Below are 18,213 nucleotides of genomic sequence, written 5' to 3' on the forward strand. Positions count from 1 at the left end.
ACTAAAAAAGTGGCAGCGAGAACACAAGCAACCGCTTTAAATGCACTTGCTTTTTTATATAAACATATTATTAAGAATGAGCTTTCATTAGATTTAAATTTCGTTAAAAGTAACCGCCAACAGAAACTGCCTGTCGTACTTACACAGACTGAGGTATCGCTATTTTTTAGAAATATAAATAAACGACATTATTTGATAGCAAGCCTGCTCTATGGAAGTGGTTTACGGCTGATGGAAGCAGTAAATATAAGAGTTCATGATATTGATTTCGACTATAAAAATATACGCATTTGGAACGGCAAGGATAATAAAAATCGTATTGTGACACTTGCTGAAGAATTAATACCAATGCTAATAAATCAAATAATTCAAGTTGATGAATATTTACAGTTAGATTAAAAAAATGATCCGTACGCCGGTGTATGGATGCCTCATCGACTTAGTAAAAATACCTAAGCGCTAATAAGTCTTTACAATGGCAGTTTCTGTTCCCATCACATAAATTAAGTACGGACCCTGAAACAGGAGAAATAAGACGTCACCACTTAGATCATTCAGGGGTAAGAAAGGCTGTTAAACTGTCTTCAACAAAAGCACATATTAATAAACACGTTACCCCACATACTTTGCGACACTCATTTGCTACGCATCTACTGCAAAGCGGCGCTGATATTCGTACAGTACAAACACAACTAGGTCACAACGATGTGCGTACAACACAAATAATACCCGCTCTATTGAATTAGTGAGCAATTATAGCGACAGATAAATAGCTCAGTAACAAGGCAAAAACTTAGTTATATAGTTTATCTACATAAGAAGTTTTTAACGCAGTTAATGAGTTATTTAGAGCGCTAAAATGATTAACGTTTTAATACAGCGAGTATCCTACTCATTTACTGCAACAAGGTGCCAACGGGGTTGTTAGCCCTTTTTCAAGATTATAAATCTCCCCGATTTAAAACAAAAAAGCACAGCCTATAAGCGCCATGCTTTTTAAATTCAAACGTAAAAAACTTAATTTACAAACGAATACCGCCGTCTATTTCAACCACGCGACCGGTGAAAAAGTCGTTTTCGATTATGTACTGTGCGGTATGGGCAATTTCGTCGCTTTCACCTAAGCGCCCTACGGGTGTTACCGCAAGCATACGTTGTTTGGCTTCTGGCTTCATGGCGTCGGTCATGGCGGTGCTAATTACACCTGGTGCAATAGCGCCTACGCGTATACCAAAACGGCCAAGTTCTTTAGCCCATGTAGTGGTAAGTGCCACAACACCCGCTTTTGAGGCAGCATAGTTTGTTTGGCCTATGTTACCCGCGCGCGCTACGCTCGACATATTTACTATTACGCCGCCTTTGCCTGATTCTATCATGTGGCTTGCAGCTTCGCGCCCTGCTAAAAATACGCCTGTAAGATTAACATCAATCACTGATTGAAATTGCTCTAGCGACATTTTTTTAACCACTTTTCCGTCTTTAGCTTTTATGAACATGCCGTCACGCAAAATACCAGCGTTGTTAATAAGCACACCAATATGGCCAAAATCATTGTTAATGGTACTAAATACGTTTTCTACTTCACTTTCCACCGTCACATTAGCAGCGTAGCCTTTAATTATACCTTTTACGCCTTCAAGCTGGTTTAATTGCTCGCATGCGTTGTTTAATAAATCTTGTGCCATGTCAATAAGTGCAATATTTGCGCCCATAGCTGCAAACTTTTGCGCCATAGCGAAACCTAAACCTTGCGCCCCACCTGTGATTACTACCGTATTATTTTTAATTTCCACGGTTTACTCCTACTTCGAAAACAATTTAAATATGGCGCTAAAGTCATCACTGCCTGCACCTTGATGCTGAAGCATAGTGTACAAGTTTTTTGCCATTGAACCCATTGGCGTTGATGAATTACTTTGCTGAGCCGCTTCCATGGCAAGACCTAAATCTTTTGCCATTAAGTCAACCATAAAACCTGGCTTATAATTATTGCTAGCCGGTGCTGTTTCCATTACATCTGGACACGGATTATATAACTCTAATGTCCAATTTCGACCTGAGCTTGCAGTCATAATATCGCTCAGCACTTTTGGATCTAACCCGTTATTAATACCCATTTGAATGGCTTCACTTGTGCCTGCCATTAATATGCTAAGCAGCATGTTGTTGCATATTTTTGCAACTTGACCTGCACCAATATCGCCAGCATGAAATATGTTTTTACCCATATCTACTAATACGGTATTTGCTTTTTCGAATGCGGTTTGTTCACCACCTACGATAAACGTAAGCGTTCCTGCTGTTGCCCCGGCTACACCACCTGAAACCGGTGCATCAACAAACCGTATACCTTGCTCGTCAAGTGCATTTCCTACAACGCGTGCCGATTCGGCATCAATTGTAGAGCAGTCAATCACTAAGGTATTTTTGCTTAAAACCTCAATTAGTCCATTGTTATCGTTATTACCTAAGTATAACGATTTAACATGCTTGCCTGCAGGTAACATGCTGATCAGAACGTCGGCATTGGTGGCACATTGCGCTGCATCAGCGCCCGCTTTAGCCCCCTGGCTAGCAAGCTCATTTACTACCGACTGGTTTAAATCAAAAACAGTGACTGTGTGCCCCGCTTTTACTAAATTTGCCGCCATAGGGCCGCCCATGTTTCCTAATCCGATAAAACCAATATTAAGTTTAGTCATCGTCTTTCCTTTATTTTTGTGTTGCCGTGTCTAGGTCATCAAGTGGGTGACGAGTGCCGTAACGATTATCAAAAAAGCTATTAACTACGCTACTTGGCACATCATGGAGTGTTGGGTATTGCCAATTGGGAGCGCCGTCTTTATCGATTAACAGTGCTCTAACGCCTTCTTGGAACTCACCTACTTCACCGGCTCTTACCGACATGCCTAGTTCCATTTTAAAGCAGTCTAAAAGGGTTTTACCTTCACTTGCTTTAAGCTGCTCACTGACCAATGCACAGCTGAGTGGGCACCCATGTTTTAACGATTTTTGCGCACGTTGCAACCACTTATCATCAGTGTTTAAATTTAATAAGTAATCTACTTGCTCTTGCAATGAGCCAAAACTACCTAGTGTTTGAATTGTTTTTAAATTAGCGCTAACGTTTCCTATTGGCATATCGTCAGACTGCGCGTTTAACTCATTTAGTAAATTAGTTAGCACCGTGTGGTTTTCGCTTGCACTCTTACTCCAGCTTGTAGCTAAAATAGTGTTTAGCATGTCGTTGTATTTACCGCTGTCAATAAAGTGATCAGCAAGTGATACAAAACAGGCATCGTCGCAATTAATAGACGCTGACGTTAACCCTAAAAACAAGCCAACACTTTTGGGCATTTTATGCAAAAAATAGCTGCCGCCTACATCGGGGTATAAACCTATTGTTTGTTCTGGCATTGCAATACGTGAGGTTTCGGTAACAACACGGTGGCTTGCGCCAGCCATTAGCCCTAAACCGCCTCCCATTACAATCCCGTTTCCCCAAACAAGAATAGGTTTAACGTAGGTATGTATAAGGTAATCGAGCTTATATTCTTGGGTAAAAAACTCTTCAACTAAGCTTGTTGGTTCACCTTGTGCCATTGCATGATGAAGGCTTACTACATCGCCACCAGCACAAAACGCTTTTTCTCCTGCCCCTTTTAAAATAACCATTGCGATGGCATCGTCGTTTGCCCATGCCTTTAGTTGAGGAGTAAGCAATTTGATCATGTTAAAATTAAGCGCATTTAACGACTTAGGTGCGTTTAGTGTAATAAGCCCAATTAAACGGCCGTTGGCTGCGGTTGCCGTCTCAAAAAGTACTGAATCATCCGCTTTATTTAATAAGGTTAAATCACTCATTAGCCATTTACCCATTTTGCTTTGCGCTTTTCTAAAAAGGCATTTACGCCTTCTTTTTGATCATCAGTATCAAATAAACCAACAAATAGTTCGCGCTCTAATGGTAAAACGCTCGCCATGGGTTGGTGGCGCCCTTTTTGAATCAATGTTTTACATGCCGCAACCGAGCTAGGGCTTTGCTCGCTTACTTGGTTTGCAAGATTAAGCGCAGCAGCAAAACTCTCACCTTGGCCAACAACCTCTTCGACTAATCCAATGTGCAGTGCTTTATCAGCTTTTAAGCGCTCGCCGCACAAAATCATGCGTTTAGCCCAGCCTTCGCCCACTAACCATGCTAAATTTTGCGTGCCACCTGCACACGGTAATAAACCGACTTTTGCCTCAGGGAGTGCCATTTGCGCTTGTTGTTCAGCAATGCGTATATCACACGCTAATGCAACCTCTAAACCGCCGCCCATCGCATAGCCATTAATAGCAGCAACCGACACGCCTCTAAAATTAGTTAATGCTTCAAACGCTTCGCCAAATACACGCGACATGTCTGCAGCAATACCTTTGTCACCACTTGCAAATACATTAAGGTCGGCGCCTGCGCTAAAAAACTTATCGCCTTCACCCGTTAGCACTAAGGCATAAATGTTTTTATTGTTATTAAGCGCGTTAACTTTATTTTTTAAATCAATTAAGGTGTCTTTTGTCCAGGTATTCGCTGGCGGGTTAGACATTGTTAAAATAGCAACATGGCCTTCGGTTGTTAACTCAATGCTTGGTTTTGATTCAGACATACCGTGCTCCTTATAATATTTCGCTTGCTGATTCAGCTAAAATTCGACGCGCAATAATCACACGCATTATTTCGTTTGTGCCTTCAAGTATTTGATGAACGCGCACGTCACGTACATGGCGTTCTAGTGGGTATTCTTTTATGTAACCATAACCACCATGTATTTGAAGTGCTTCATTACACACTGTAAAACCAACATCGGTTGCAAAGCGTTTGGCCATAGCACAATAAGTGGTTTTTTCGCTGTCGGCAGTATCAAGTTTAAATGCCGCAAGCCTTACCATTTGGCGCGCCGCTACAAGCTCTGTGTTCATATCAGCAATTTTAAATTGTAACGCTTGAAAAGCAGCCAGCGGTTTACCAAATTGTGAGCGCTCTTTGAGGTATTCACGTGCTGTATTTAAGGCCGCTTGTGCGGTACCAATTGAACAGGTGGCAATATTAATACGCCCACCATCTAGCCCTTGCATTGCAAACTTAAAACCTTCGCCTTCTGCTCCAAGTAAGTTATGTGCAGGAATACGAACGTCCTCAAAGCTTATTAGTCGTGTAGGCTGTGCATTCCACCCCATTTTTTCTTCTGCTTTACCGTATTCAACGCCTTTTGCATCGGCCGGTACAACAAACGCAGAAATACCCGCAGCGCCTTCGCCACCAGTACGCGCCATGACCACTAGCACTTCGGTTTCTCCTGCACCCGATATAAACATTTTAGAACCGTTAATAACGTATTCGTCGCCATCGCGTACTGCTTTTGTTTTAAGTGAAGCTGCATCTGAACCAGAACCTGGCTCGGTTAAGCAGTATGATGCTAATAACTCACCCATAACTAATTGGTCTACATATTGATCTTTTATTGCGTCTGTTCCAAAACTTGCAACCATCCAGGTAGCCATATTATGAATAGTGAGCATGGCAGTGGTTGCCGTACACCCTAGCGCAAGTTGTTCAAAAATAATGCTTGAATCTAAACGTGATAAACCAAGGCCACCCGCTTCCTCTGGTGTGTATAAACCACAAAAGCCTAACTCACCGGCTGCTTTTATCGTATCTTTAGGAAAAATATGTTCGCGATCCCATTTAGCCGCGTGAGGTGCAAGCTCTGACTCGGCAAATTGGCGAGCAGTTTGTGCAAAGGCTTGTTGGTCTTCTGATAAGTTAAAGTCCATGATAGACCTCTTTAGTTGTGTGTTGTCGGTTTTCCCGTATTGGGATTGTGAGTGAAGAGCGGCGAAGGCATATTTATGTGTGTGAAAAACCTTCGCGCCCGTCTTTGTTATTATTTTTTGTGTGTTTATTAATTATTTTAAGTTAATGCTCATATTTGGGCCTGACGCTATATCGTCTTCAAACCAACGTGAGGTAATGGTTTTGGTTTCGGTGTAAAAACGAATACCTTGCTTACCATACGTATGAGTATCGCCATAAAAAGAGCCTTTCCACCCCGTAAATGAGAAGAACGGCAGTGGCACAGGGATAGGAACATTAATACCTACTTGGCCTACTTCTATTTCGTGTTGGAATTTACGTGCAACTGCACCGCTTGAAGTAAATAGCGAGGTGCCATTACCGTAAGGGCTTTCGTTAATTAAGGCGATAGCTTCTTCTAATGTGTCTACAAACATACAAGCCAAAACAGGACCAAAAATCTCTTCTCTATATAAGTCCATTTCTTTTGTAACGTCGGTAAATAAAGTTGGGCCAACCCAGTTACCTTGCTCGTAACCTTCTACACTAAAGTCAGAACCATCTATTAAACAGGTCGCGCCTTGTTTTTTACCGCTTGCAATAAGCGATAAAATTCGCTCTTTTGCTGCTTTTGACGTTTGTGGGCCGTAGGCTGCGTCTTTGTCATCCCATAAACCTGGGCGTACTTTTTCAAAGCCTGCTTTTATTTCATCTACCCATTCACTTGCTTGACCAACAAATACAGCTACCGAAATACCCATACAACGCTGCCCTGCGGCACCAACAGATGCACCAACAAGGTTATTTACAACATGCGATTTACTCGCATCTGGCATAATTACCATATGGTTTTTTGCACCTACACAGGCTTGAACACGCTTAAGGTTTTGTGTGCCTTTTGAATAAATATAGGCACCTACACCACACGAGCCTACAAACGAAATAGCACGAACGGCTTTATCTTCTAATAACCGGTCTACCTGCGGTTTTGTACCATGTACAATTTGCAGAACGCCTTTAGGTGCACCTGCTTCAATAAATAGCTCAGCTAAACGCATTGGTGTGAGTGGGTCTTGCTCAGAGGGTTTTAAGATAAAGGTGTTACCACATACAATAGCTAGCGGAAACATCCAAAGTGGGATCATTGCCGGAAAGTTAAACGGCGTAATACCTGCACACACACCCAATGGCTGCATGTAAGAATAGGTATCGATTTTGCGCGCTACATTCTCCATTGTTTCGCCCATCATCAGCGAAGGTGCATTAGCTGCTTGTTCTACAACTTCAATACCTCGCCATACATCACCTTTAGCATCTTCAAAGGTTTTACCTAGTTCGTGGCAAATAATAGTGGCTAATTCATCATGGTGTTCTTTTAAAAGCGCCGCATATTTCATCATAATGCGCGCACGCTCAGTAATTGGCACATCTTTCCATGTTTTAAATGTTTCAGAGGCTGAAGCAATTGCCGCATCCATTTCTGCATCGGTGCTACAAGGAACCTGAGCTAATACTTCTTGGTTTGCTGGGTTTATAACATCGATTAATTCTTTTGAAGCCGATTGAATAAATTCGCCATCTATTAATAGTGGAACTTGGTGCATGGTTAAATCCTATTGTATTAGTGTGTTAGTTTTAAAAATAACGCAGCTTTATTATTGTTATGTTGCTGCGTATTTTTAATGTGATTGGTACTTAGTAAGCTTCTACTGCCATTGCAACGGCTTCACCGCCACCAATACATAAAGAAGCAACGCCTTTTTTAAGGCCTCGGTTTTTAAGAGCGTGAATAAGCGTAACCAAAATACGTGCGCCACTGGCACCAATTGGGTGGCCAAGTGCACATGCCCCACCGTTAACATTTACTTTGCTTTCATCAAGCTTAAGCTCGTTTATTGCAAGCATTGTTACCATGGCAAAAGCTTCGTTAATTTCCCAAAGGTCTACATCAGTTGTTGTCCAACCGGCTTTTTCGAGCACATTATTCATTGCACCTACTGGTGCTACCGTAAATTCGCTCGGTTTTTGAGAATGTGTGCTGTGCGCTACAATTTTACAAAGGGGTGTTAAACCGTGTGCTTTTGCTTTTGACTCAGTCATTAAAACGAGGGCTGCGCCACCATCCGAAATAGATGATGAGTTAGCAGCTGTTATAGTGCCGTCTTTTTTAAAGGCTGCACGTAAACTTGGGATTTTTTCTGGGCGTGCATTACCTGGTTGCTCATCAACCGATACCGTTACATCGCCTTTTCGTGTTTGAATTGTGTGCGGTGCTATTTCGTTTTCAAAGCTGCCGTTTGCAATTGCGGCATTCGCTTTGCTTAATGAGCCAAGTGCAAAATTATCCATTTGCTCACGGCCAATGCCATATTCGTCGGCGGTATCTTGTGCAAAACAACCCATAGCTTTATTGTCGTATGCATCTTCAAGGCCATCACTCATCATGTGATCTTTGATTTCGCCATGGCCCATTCGCATTCCGCCACGCGCTTTTGGAATAAAGTAAGGGGCGTTGGTCATACTTTCCATACCACCAGCAATCGCTGTTTCTATAGAGCCTGCTTTAATTAAATCGTTAGCAAGCATGGCGGCTTTTAAACCTGAACCACATACTTTATTAATGGTGGTAGCACCCGTGCTTAAAGCTAGCCCTGCTTTTAACATAGCTTGACGAGCTGGCGCTTGACCTAAACCAGCAGGGAGTACACAGCCCATAATTACTTCGTCAATTGCATCGGTGTTTAAACCAGTTTGCGCTAATGCACTTTTAATAGCCGTTGCACCTAATTCAGTAGACTGAGCATCGCTTAGCCCGCCCATAAAGCCACCCATAGGCGTACGTTTTGCTGCTACAATTACCACTGATTCTAAAGACATAGCTAACTCCATTGTATTTAAGGGTAAATAGTTGTTAGAATATTTACTCTATTAATTGTGTTTTAAATTATTATTTAATAACCATACACAATACTAACGTTTACGCTAACGTCAACTAAAAACCGTTAAAATTATACTTTCTTATCTGTAAGGTTTCTTTGCCACCTTTGGCTCTTACAATCTAAGTTAAAATTAAGTCATTGTAATTAAATAATTTAAATTACAAATACTGCAAACCACTTCGCTTATATTTATTTCACAACAGCCAGTTCTTTACCTTTACGTAAACTTCACTTATATTGGAGTTATTCGAATGAGGTAATTACAATTATGAAACCAGATAATCAAACAAACTTTGCAAGTTCCGCCACTATACCGACCAGTAATGAACAAACTTTCAGCATTAGCGATTTAGCTAAAGAGTTTGACATTACAACTCGCTCTATACGCTTTTATGAAGACCAAGGGCTTTTATCACCTGAGCGTAATGGGCAAACACGTATTTACTCAAAGCGCGACAAAGTGCGCTTAAAGCTGATTTTACGGGGTAAACGCCTAGGCTTTACGCTTGCCGAAACGGGTCGTTTGTTTGAACTGTATGACGCTGATAAATCAAGCGCTAAACAACTAGTCACTATGCTAGATCTGATTTCAGAGAAAAAAGCCGACCTTTCGCAGCAAATGGACGATATTAAAGTTGTCCTAATGGAACTGGTTACTGCGGAACGACGCTGTAGAGACACACTGAATAAAATAGACGAGTAGTTTATTTTTAAAATAAAAACACACTGATAACACACACTCACACAGGAATGAATCATGAGCACTATTTCACTTTATAAAGAGATGAACTTTGGTCTTGGCGAAACCGCCGATATGATCCGCGACCATGTAAATAGTTTTTCAAGCCAAGAAATTGCGCCACTAGCTGAACAAACCGACATTGACAATACATTTCCAAATCAACTTTGGCCGCAAATGGGCGAAATGGGCGTGTTAGGCATGACCGTTCCTGAAGAGTTTGGTGGTGCGGGCTTAGGCTATTTAGAGCATGTTATAGCAATGGAAGAAATTAGCCGCGCAAGTGCGTCTATTGGCTTGAGCTACGGTGCGCATTCAAACCTGTGTGTTAATCAAATCAACCGTAATGGTTCACAAGCACAAAAAGAAAAATACCTACCAAAACTTATCAGCGGTGAACACATTGGTGCGCTTGCTATGAGTGAGCCTAATGCGGGCTCTGACGTGGTATCGATGAAACTTAAAGCTGAGAAAAAAGGCTATAAGTACATTTTGAACGGCAATAAAATGTGGATCACGAATGGCCCGGATGCAGACACACTGGTTATTTACGCTAAAACAGATTTAAACGCCGGTGCTAAAGGGATCACTGCATTTATAGTAGAGAAGACGTTCCCTGGTTTTTCAACCGCACAAAAGCTCGACAAACTTGGTATGCGCGGATCAAACACCTGTGAGTTAGTATTTGAAAACTGTGAAGTGCCTGAAGAAAACATTTTAGGTAACTTAAACGAAGGCGTAAAAGTTCTTATGAGTGGCCTAGATTACGAGCGTGTTGTATTGGCGGCAGGCCCCCTTGGTATTATGCAAGCATGTATGGATATTGTTGTGCCTTACATTCATGAGCGTAAGCAATTTGATACCCCAATTGGGCAATTTCAGCTTATTCAAGGCAAGGTTGCCGACATGTACACACAAATGAACGCTGCCCGCTCATACGTTTACACGGTAGCTAAAGCCTGTGACCGCGGTGAAACCACACGTAAAGATGCTGCTGGCGCCATTTTATATGCCGCCGAATTGGCAACCAAAATGGCACTGGATGCGATTCAAATATTAGGTGGAAACGGCTACATAAACGAATACGCAACGGGTCGATTACTACGTGACGCTAAACTATACGAAATTGGCGCCGGCACGTCTGAAATTCGCCGCATGCTAATTGGTCGCGAACTTTTCACTGAAAGCCGCTGAGGATTAGATTATGACGATTTTAAAATCGAGCGTTAATCCACACGATCCTACTTTTGTGCAAAATCATAAAAACATGTCGGCGCTAGTGGATGATTTACGCGATAAAGTTGCCACGATAAGCTTAGGTGGTGGTACTGCTTTAAAAGAGCGTCACGAAGGTCGCGGTAAATTATTTGTACGCGATCGTATTAGTACGCTAATTGACGAAGGCTCACCATTTTTAGAAATTTCTCAATTCGCTGCATTTGGCGTCTATGAGCAAGCTATCCCGTGCGCAGGTGTCGTAGCTGGTATTGGCCGTGTAAAAGGTATTGAATGCATGATCATTGCAAACGATGCCACGGTTAAAGGCGGCACCTACTTTCCGCTTACTGTTAAAAAACATTTGCGAGCACAAGACATTGCAGAGCGATGCCATTTACCGTGTATTTATTTGGTTGATTCTGGCGGTGCTAACCTACCTGAGCAAGATGATGTATTTCCCGATAAATTACATTTTGGCCGTATTTTTTACAATCAAGCTCGCATGTCAGGTAAAGGTATTCCTCAAATTGCTGTGGTCATGGGGTTATGTACTGCTGGTGGTGCTTATGTACCGGCTATGGCAGATGAAAGCATAATAGTAAAAGAACAAGGCACCATATTTTTAGCAGGCCCGCCGCTTGTAAAAGCGGCAACAGGTGAAGAAGTAACGGCTGAAGAGCTTGGTGGTGCTGATGTTCATTGTAAAACATCAGGGGTGGCTGATCATTTTGCTGAAAACGACGAGCATGCACTGTCTATTGCGCGCCAATGTATTGAACGCATTAATTACACACGCCCTACTGCACCGTTATTAAAAGATATAAAAGCGCCTCGGTACGATATAAGCGAACTTTACGGCATAGTGGGTATCGACCTTAAAAAGCCATTTGACGTACGAGAAGTCATTGCCCGAACAGTTGATGATTCATCGTTTGATGAATTTAAACGCTACTTTGGAGAAACGTTGGTAACCGGTTTTGCAAGCATTTACGGTAACCCTGTTGGCATAGTGGCTAATAACGGCATTTTATTCAGCGAGTCTGCTCAAAAAGGCGCACACTTTATTCAACTGTGTGCACAACGCAATATTCCACTGGTTTTTTTACAAAATATTACCGGCTTTATGGTAGGTAAAAAATACGAAGCCGAAGGCATTGCTAAACACGGCGCAAAAATGGTGATGGCGGTTTCGTGTGCCGATGTACCTAAATTTACGGTACTTATTGGCGGCTCTTATGGCGCTGGTAATTACGGTATGTGTGGCCGCGCATTTGAACCCACCATGATGTGGATGTGGCCTAATGCCCGTATTTCGGTAATGGGCGGCGAGCAAGCTGCAGGGGTAATGGCCCAAGTTAAGCAAGACGGCTTGGCGCGAAAAGGCCAAAGCATGACCGATGAGCAAATTAGCGAATTTAAAAAGCCAATCATTGAGCAATACGAAGAGCAAGGCCACCCATACTATGCCAGTGCGCGTTTGTGGGACGACGGCATTATTGACCCTGCCGATACCCGTAACGTATTAGGCCTTGCCTTAAGTGCAGCTAAAAATGCACCACAGCAAGATTCTCAATTTGGCGTATTTAGAATGTAACCGGAGCGCAAAAATGTCAGTAACACTACAAATAACAAAATCTAATGTGGCTGTACTTGTTTTAAGCCGCCCTGAAAAAAGAAACGCATTTAATAGCGAAGTAATTCACGAATTAATTCAATGCATTGAACATGCAAATACGCTTGATATAAAAGCGCTCGTGTTAAAAACAGAAGGCAAACACTTTTCAGCCGGAGCAGACTTAGCCTGGATGAAATCCATGGCTGATAACAATTACGCCGATAATCTTGCCGACTCTATGCAACTTGCAGAACTAATGCAGGTTTTAGCCACCAGCCCTCACCCAACCGTGTGTGCTGTTCAAGGCGCTGCATTTGGTGGTGCGTTAGGCTTAATTGCCTGTTGCGATATTGCACTGTGTAAAGATGATGCTCAGTTTTGCTTAAGTGAGGTGAAGCTTGGGCTTATTCCTGCGGTAATTAGCCCGTATGTAATTAAAGCCATAGGTGAGCGCGCTGCTCGTAGATATTTTTTAACTGCCGAGGTGTTTGATGCCCACACAGCCAAACAACTTGGATTAGTTCATCAGGTGACCGGCAATTTAGACTGTGCGCTTGATAACATGCTACAAACACTGATTAATAACAGCCCTGTTGCAGTCAAAGCCGCTAAAGCTTTAATTAATGATGTGGCAAACAAGCCTATTAGTGAACAGCTTATTGAGCTTACGGCCGAACGGATTGCAAAGATTCGCGTATCTGATGAAGGCCAAGAAGGGCTTAGTGCTTTTTTTGATAAACGACCACCCGCTTGGCAACTGTAGGATTAATTATGAACACACACACTTTAAAAAAGATACTCATTGCCAACCGAGGTGAAATTGCGTGCCGTATTATGCGCAGTGCAAAGCAAATGGGGTTAACGACTGTAGCCGTTTATTCTGACGCCGACAAACACGCACAACATGTAAAAATGGCTGATGAAGCTTACCATATTGGGCCTGCGCCCAGTAAAGACTCTTACCTTGTAACCGATAAAATTTTACAAGTAGCAAAAAATAGTGGTGCAGATTGTATTCACCCTGGGTATGGTTTTTTATCTGAAAACAGCGAGTTCGCTAAAGCCTGTGAGGCTAACAACATTGCGTTTATTGGCCCACTTGCAAGCAGCATAGAAGCCATGGGATCTAAAACCCGCGCTAAAGAAATAATGGCTGAAGCAAATGTACCGTTAGTGCCTGGCTATTATGGTGATAATCAAGACCCTGCATTTTTACAATCTGAGGCTGAAAAAATTGGCTATCCAGTTCTGATCAAAGCGGCTTTTGGGGGCGGTGGTAAAGGTATGCGCGTTGTTGAGCAAGCTAAAGATTTCATGAGTGCTCTCGAAGGCGCACAGCGTGAAGCTATAGCAGGCTTTGGTAATGACTTAGTACTGCTAGAGCGATATGTTAACCAGCCTCGCCATGTTGAAGTACAGGTGTTTGCAGATAATCACGGTAACTGTGTTTATTTAGGTGATAGAGACTGCTCTTTACAACGTCGTCATCAAAAAGTAATTGAAGAAGCGCCAGCTCCGGGTTTAAGTCACACATTACGAAAAGAAATGGGCGAAGCCGCAGTACGCTGTGCTTTGGCTATAAATTACCGCGGTGCAGGTACTGTTGAGTTTTTACTGTGTGGTGATGAGTTTTTCTTTATGGAAATGAACACACGCCTACAAGTAGAACACCCAGTAACCGAAATGGTAACCGGTGTAGATTTAGTGAATTTGCAAATCAATATAGCAGCTGGGCACACTTTGCCTTTAACGCAATCTGACATACAACTACAAGGCCACAGCTTTGAAGCGCGAATTTACGCTGAGGATCCAAGCAACGACTTTATTCCTTGTTCAGGTGTAATTGAATCGTTAAATACTCCGCTTAATAGTGAGTTTGTACGAATAGATACCGGCATTGCACAAGGCGATGAAATCAGCCCTTATTACGACCCAATGATTGCAAAGCTTATAGTACATGATGATAACCGCGAGCAAGCATTAGGGCGTTTACGCCAAGCACTTGGGGAATTTCATTTAGCGGGTTTTAGTACCAACATTGGCTTTTTAAGTAACTTAGCTCATCACCCTACCTTTAACCAGGGCGCACCAAGTACACACTTTATTGCAGAGCAAGGCGACTCTTTAGTTACTGTTGATAGTGCGCTTTTACAATCTAGTGAACTCATAGGTGCATTTGCGTACTTATGCTCTTTGAATAATGAGCAAGCTCAGCAACATAATGGTAGCCCATGGCAGCAACTTAGCGGATTTAACTTAAATTCTCCACGCATCATTAAAGTGCCCTTTAAAGATTTACAGCTGAGTGCAATCAAAACACCTGAAGGGTTCAACATTACCCATAACAACACGGTATTTAATCTTCAAGGGAGAGTCATTAAAGGCGTTTGTACTGTATTTATTGATGGCAATAAGCATATTGCGCATGTCTCACATTATAATGACGCCATTACGGTTATGAATAAAGCACTTCAAACTAAGCTTGAACTCATTAATAAACATTACATAAGTTCACATGAAAGTGATGCATTGCCACTAGCAGCACCACTCAATGGCACCGTGGTTAAACATTTGGTTGAGGTTGGCAGTACGATTAGCAAAGGCGATCCTGTTGTGATCATTGAAGCTATGAAAATGGAATACACCCTCAATGCGCCACACGATGGCATTTTACAAAGCTATTGTTTTGGTGAAGGTGAATTGGTATCTCACGGTGCCCTACTCGCCATTGTTGAAGATACCACACAACAGGAAGGTGCCTAATGAGTGCCTTTCCTGATTCGGTTCGTATTGTTGAGGTGGGTGCGCGTGACGGCCTACAAAACGAGAGTTTGGTAAATACTCAGGATAAAATTTCACTGATTAATGCCCTTGTACAAGCCGGTTTAAAAGATATAGAAGCAGGTGCGTTTGTATCCCCTAAATGGGTGCCACAAATGGCAGACTCGGCAGATGTGATTAACGCACTTAAATTACCAAATATTAACTTAAGTGCGCTGACACCAAACTTGAAAGGTGCGCACGCGGCCCATGACGCTGGTATTAAAGAGTTTGCAATTTTTACAGCCGCTAGCGAGTCGTTCTGTAAAAAAAACATCAACTGCTCAATTGACGAAAGTATCACACGCTTCAGTGAAGTTATGAACTTTGCAAAAGAGCATAATATCCGTGTTCGTGGTTACGTAAGTTGTGTACTTGGCTGTCCTTACGAAGGAGACATAGACGCTAAGGCTGTGCTTGATGTAACACAAAAGCTATTAGATTTAGGCTGTTACGAAGTAAGCCTTGGAGACACAATTGGCGTAGGTACTGCAAAAAAAGTAACTCAACTCATAGAATTACTTTTAATGCACATAGACAGCAACCGACTTGCAGTGCATTTTCATGATACATACGGGCAAGCGCTCACAAATATTTACGCAGCGCTAAGCCTAGGAATATCAACGGTTGACGCAGCAGTTGCCGGCCTTGGTGGGTGCCCTTATGCTAAAGGCGCGTCAGGAAATGTTGCCACTGAAGATGTCGTTTACTTACTTGATGGCCTTGGCATAAACCATGGAATTGATTTACAAAGGCTTGTTGATGCAGGTTGGGCCATTACTGATGCGCTTAACAAAACGCCAGTAAGTAAAGTTTCTGTAGCACTGCACAAAAAACAACAATGACACACTTACGTGTTAACTACTTTTTAGCCTATATATTACTTAAGTAAGTGTAAAACGAAGGTAAATAGTTAACAAAATTTAGCACACAATGAGGAGAGACTCATGGCCGGTTTTGATAAGGTGGTTTCAAGCTACGAAGCTGCAATGGAAGGGTTGAAAGACGGTGATACCATTATTGCCGGTGGTTTTGGTTTATGTGGAATACCTGAAGGTTTAATAAAGCAAATTAAAAAGATGAACACAAAAGAATTAACCGTTGTATCTAACAACTGTGGTGTTGATGATTTTGGTTTAGGTATTTTATTGCAAGATAAACAAATAAAAAAAGTAATTGCCTCGTATGTTGGAGAAAACGCCCTATTTGAGCAGCAATTATTAAATGGCGAAATAGATGTTGAGCTTACGCCACAAGGAACACTTGCTGAAAAAATGCGCGCTGGTGGTGCCGGTATTCCCGCATTTTATACCGCTACAGGTTACGGTACGCCCGTTGCAGAGGGTAAAGATGTAAAAGAATTTGATGGTCGCCCTTACATTTTAGAAGAGTCTATCACGGGTGAATTTGCCATTGTGAAAGCGTGGAAGGCTGACCGGTATGGAAACCTGGTATTTAGACACACAGCAATGAACTTTAACCCAATGGCTGCAACAGCAGGTAAAATTACTGTGGCAGAAGTGGAAGAAATCGTCGAGCCGGGTGAACTTGAACCAAGCCAAATCCACACCCCTGGCATTTATGTAAATCGCGTGATTAAAGGTAACTTTGAAAAACGCATTGAACGTGTAACAACACGAGATTAAGCAGGAGCAAAGTAATGGCATTATCACGTGAACAAGTTGCAATGCGCGTTGCGCAAGAACTACAAGATGGTTACTACGTTAATTTGGGCATAGGAATTCCGACACTCGTCGCAAACTATGTACCTGATGATATTGAAGTTATGCTACAGTCAGAAAATGGCCTATTAGGTATGGGGCAATACCCAACTAAAGCTGAGCTTGATGCTGATATGATTAACGCGGGTAAAGAAACCGTGACAGCAGCCACAGGTGCTGCCATATTTAATAGTGCAGATAGTTTTGCCATGATACGGGGTGGTCATGTAGACTTAACAGTTCTTGGTGCTTTTGAAGTTGACCAGAACGGTAACATCGCGTCATGGATGATCCCCAAAAAGCTTATTAAAGGCATGGGCGGCGCAATGGACTTAGTTGCTGGCGCAAAAAATATAATTGTTACAATGACCCATGCCAGTAAGCACGGTGAATCTAAGCTTCTTGAAGCATGTAGTTTACCGCTTACCGGTGTAAATTGCGTAAAGAAAATAGTAACAGATTTAGCCGTTTTAGAAGTTAAAGACGGCGCATTTCATTTAATAGAGCGTGCACCTGGTGTATCTGTAGATGAAATTATTAGCAAAACAGCAGGTAAATTACTTGTTGACGGTGAAGTACCAGAAATGGTTTTATAAGATTATTATATAGTTAACTTTACCCTGTACCGACCTCATTCCCAGTGCCAATGGCGCTGAGTTACCCAAAATCCCTCGCAAGAGGGATTTTTTTTGCCTACAATGCTATTTTTATGGTTAATTAATACACGCTTAATAAATTATTATCTATAATAGATGCATAAATACTTTGTTATTTAGCTAGAGCTATTGCACTAATTTGTTGTTATGATGCACCAAAATTGTGAAGCTGCCCTATCAATAAAATTAAGTTATTGATAGTATTGAATAATAACATTTGGATCGATATTTGCCTGTACAGGTAATCTAAACATTTAAACACTGGAAAACATGCAAACTCCTATTCGTGGTCTTCGTTCTTTTTGCTTTGCAGCAAGAAGCCTAAGTTTTAAGCATGCAGCCAATGAGCTGTACTTAACACCGTCGGCGGTAAGCCACCAAATAAAACAACTAGAAGAACAACTTGGTATAGAGCTGTTTCATCGTAAAACACGTTCGATTAGCCTAACTACGGCTGGAAAAAACTTTTTTGATGCGATCTCCCCTATCATTACAATGTTAGAAGGTACCATTAATGAGTTTAGTCAATTACAACAAAACACAAATATCACGATTACTTTACCCGAGTTTTTTGCCAGTGAATTGCTGATGCCAAAATTAAGCGAATGGACCACTCAGCATCCTAATATTAATTTGCAAATGGACACGCTTAAAACACGTAAAGAACTT

At 42.0% G+C, this 18,213-nt stretch carries 16 protein-coding genes and 1 pseudogene; 10 read left to right on the plus strand and 7 right to left on the minus strand.

Going from position 1 to position 18,213, the window contains the following annotated elements:
• Positions 1-746 (plus strand): annotated as a pseudogene (locus tag BCG07_RS07750) (integron integrase); the annotation flags it as partial.
• A gap of 276 nt (positions 747-1,022) precedes the next feature.
• Here BCG07_RS07750 and BCG07_RS07755 read toward each other — a convergent pair.
• The 7 genes from BCG07_RS07755 to BCG07_RS07785 form a co-directional block, all read right to left on the minus strand.
• The gene (locus BCG07_RS07755; protein WP_277054416.1) at positions 1,023-1,793 is read right to left on the minus strand and encodes an SDR family oxidoreductase; all 771 of its coding nucleotides are present in this window, start codon (positions 1,791-1,793) and stop codon (positions 1,023-1,025) included.
• Between the two features lie 9 nt (positions 1,794-1,802).
• Positions 1,803-2,702, minus strand: a complete 900-nt coding sequence (gene mmsB / locus BCG07_RS07760) for a 3-hydroxyisobutyrate dehydrogenase (RefSeq protein ID WP_277054415.1) — start codon at positions 2,700-2,702, stop codon at positions 1,803-1,805.
• Positions 2,703-2,712: 10 nt separating this feature from the next.
• A complete protein-coding gene (locus tag BCG07_RS07765) occupies positions 2,713-3,864 on the minus strand; it encodes an enoyl-CoA hydratase/isomerase family protein (RefSeq protein ID WP_277054414.1) in 1,152 nt (383 codons plus the stop codon).
• A complete protein-coding gene (locus tag BCG07_RS07770; protein ID WP_039036938.1) occupies positions 3,864-4,649 on the minus strand; it encodes an enoyl-CoA hydratase in 786 nt (261 codons plus the stop codon). The genes BCG07_RS07765 and BCG07_RS07770 overlap by 1 nt, the downstream gene beginning before the upstream one ends.
• Positions 4,650-4,659: 10 nt before the next feature.
• Entirely contained in the window at positions 4,660-5,817 is a 1,158-nt protein-coding gene (locus BCG07_RS07775; RefSeq protein WP_277054413.1) for an acyl-CoA dehydrogenase family protein, read from the minus strand.
• Positions 5,818-5,949: 132 nt separating this feature from the next.
• Positions 5,950-7,440: a CoA-acylating methylmalonate-semialdehyde dehydrogenase gene (locus BCG07_RS07780; RefSeq protein WP_286889664.1), complete on the minus strand. Its 1,491-nt coding sequence runs from the start codon at positions 7,438-7,440 to the stop codon at positions 5,950-5,952.
• A gap of 91 nt (positions 7,441-7,531) precedes the next feature.
• Positions 7,532-8,713 (minus strand): thiolase family protein, encoded by a 1,182-nt coding sequence (locus BCG07_RS07785; RefSeq protein ID WP_286889666.1) that lies wholly within the window; start codon positions 8,711-8,713, stop codon positions 7,532-7,534.
• Between the two features lie 330 nt (positions 8,714-9,043).
• Between BCG07_RS07785 and BCG07_RS07790 the strand changes: the two genes are divergently transcribed.
• The 9 genes from BCG07_RS07790 to BCG07_RS07830 all read left to right on the plus strand — a co-directional run.
• The gene (locus BCG07_RS07790) at positions 9,044-9,478 is read left to right on the plus strand and encodes a MerR family transcriptional regulator (protein WP_006794190.1); all 435 of its coding nucleotides are present in this window, start codon (positions 9,044-9,046) and stop codon (positions 9,476-9,478) included.
• A gap of 54 nt (positions 9,479-9,532) precedes the next feature.
• Positions 9,533-10,708 (plus strand): isovaleryl-CoA dehydrogenase, encoded by a 1,176-nt coding sequence (locus BCG07_RS07795; protein WP_286889669.1) that lies wholly within the window; start codon positions 9,533-9,535, stop codon positions 10,706-10,708.
• Positions 10,709-10,718: 10 nt separating this feature from the next.
• The gene (locus BCG07_RS07800; protein WP_286889671.1) at positions 10,719-12,326 is read left to right on the plus strand and encodes a carboxyl transferase domain-containing protein; all 1,608 of its coding nucleotides are present in this window, start codon (positions 10,719-10,721) and stop codon (positions 12,324-12,326) included.
• A gap of 13 nt (positions 12,327-12,339) precedes the next feature.
• Positions 12,340-13,110 carry an enoyl-CoA hydratase/isomerase family protein gene (locus tag BCG07_RS07805; protein ID WP_286889672.1) on the plus strand — a complete coding sequence of 257 codons (771 nt, stop codon included), beginning with the start codon at positions 12,340-12,342 and terminating at the stop codon, positions 13,108-13,110.
• 8 nt (positions 13,111-13,118) lie between these two features.
• Positions 13,119-15,110: an acetyl/propionyl/methylcrotonyl-CoA carboxylase subunit alpha gene (locus BCG07_RS07810; protein WP_286889674.1), complete on the plus strand. Its 1,992-nt coding sequence runs from the start codon at positions 13,119-13,121 to the stop codon at positions 15,108-15,110.
• The gene (locus tag BCG07_RS07815; RefSeq protein ID WP_286889676.1) at positions 15,110-16,012 is read left to right on the plus strand and encodes a hydroxymethylglutaryl-CoA lyase; all 903 of its coding nucleotides are present in this window, start codon (positions 15,110-15,112) and stop codon (positions 16,010-16,012) included. Before BCG07_RS07810 ends, BCG07_RS07815 begins: the two co-directional genes overlap by 1 nt.
• A gap of 102 nt (positions 16,013-16,114) precedes the next feature.
• Complete coding sequence (locus tag BCG07_RS07820; protein WP_006794184.1) at positions 16,115-16,813, plus strand: CoA transferase subunit A; 699 nt, start codon at positions 16,115-16,117, stop codon at positions 16,811-16,813.
• A 14-nt stretch (positions 16,814-16,827) separates the two neighbouring features.
• Entirely contained in the window at positions 16,828-17,484 is a 657-nt protein-coding gene (locus BCG07_RS07825; protein WP_006794183.1) for a 3-oxoacid CoA-transferase subunit B, read from the plus strand.
• A 330-nt stretch (positions 17,485-17,814) separates the two neighbouring features.
• A partial coding sequence (locus tag BCG07_RS07830) for a LysR family transcriptional regulator (protein ID WP_286889679.1) occupies positions 17,815-18,213 on the plus strand: 399 nt, incomplete at its 3' end.

It is taken from the genome of Pseudoalteromonas sp. ESRF-bin5 (assembly GCF_002632075.1).
GTDB lineage: Bacteria > Pseudomonadota > Gammaproteobacteria > Enterobacterales > Alteromonadaceae > Pseudoalteromonas > Pseudoalteromonas marina.

Bases quoted from the DNA above. Each gene is read 5' to 3' on its own strand.
- mmsB (WP_277054415.1), bottom strand. From the start codon at position 2,702: ATGACTAAACTTAATATTGGTTTTATCGGATTAGGAAACATGGGCGGC.
- BCG07_RS07765 (WP_277054414.1), bottom strand. From the start codon at position 3,864: ATGAGTGATTTAACCTTATTAAATAAAGCGGATGATTCAGTACTTTTT.
- BCG07_RS07770 (WP_039036938.1), bottom strand. From the start codon at position 4,649: ATGTCTGAATCAAAACCAAGCATTGAGTTAACAACCGAAGGCCATGTT.
- BCG07_RS07775 (WP_277054413.1), bottom strand. From the start codon at position 5,817: ATGGACTTTAACTTATCAGAAGACCAACAAGCCTTTGCACAAACTGCT.
- BCG07_RS07780 (WP_286889664.1), bottom strand. From the start codon at position 7,440: ATGCACCAAGTTCCACTATTAATAGATGGCGAATTTATTCAATCGGCT.
- BCG07_RS07785 (WP_286889666.1), bottom strand. From the start codon at position 8,713: ATGTCTTTAGAATCAGTGGTAATTGTAGCAGCAAAACGTACGCCTATG.
- BCG07_RS07790 (WP_006794190.1), top strand. From the start codon at position 9,044: ATGAAACCAGATAATCAAACAAACTTTGCAAGTTCCGCCACTATACCG.
- BCG07_RS07795 (WP_286889669.1), top strand. From the start codon at position 9,533: ATGAGCACTATTTCACTTTATAAAGAGATGAACTTTGGTCTTGGCGAA.
- BCG07_RS07800 (WP_286889671.1), top strand. From the start codon at position 10,719: ATGACGATTTTAAAATCGAGCGTTAATCCACACGATCCTACTTTTGTG.
- BCG07_RS07805 (WP_286889672.1), top strand. From the start codon at position 12,340: ATGTCAGTAACACTACAAATAACAAAATCTAATGTGGCTGTACTTGTT.
- BCG07_RS07810 (WP_286889674.1), top strand. From the start codon at position 13,119: ATGAACACACACACTTTAAAAAAGATACTCATTGCCAACCGAGGTGAA.
- BCG07_RS07815 (WP_286889676.1), top strand. From the start codon at position 15,110: ATGAGTGCCTTTCCTGATTCGGTTCGTATTGTTGAGGTGGGTGCGCGT.
- BCG07_RS07820 (WP_006794184.1), top strand. From the start codon at position 16,115: ATGGCCGGTTTTGATAAGGTGGTTTCAAGCTACGAAGCTGCAATGGAA.
- BCG07_RS07825 (WP_006794183.1), top strand. From the start codon at position 16,828: ATGGCATTATCACGTGAACAAGTTGCAATGCGCGTTGCGCAAGAACTA.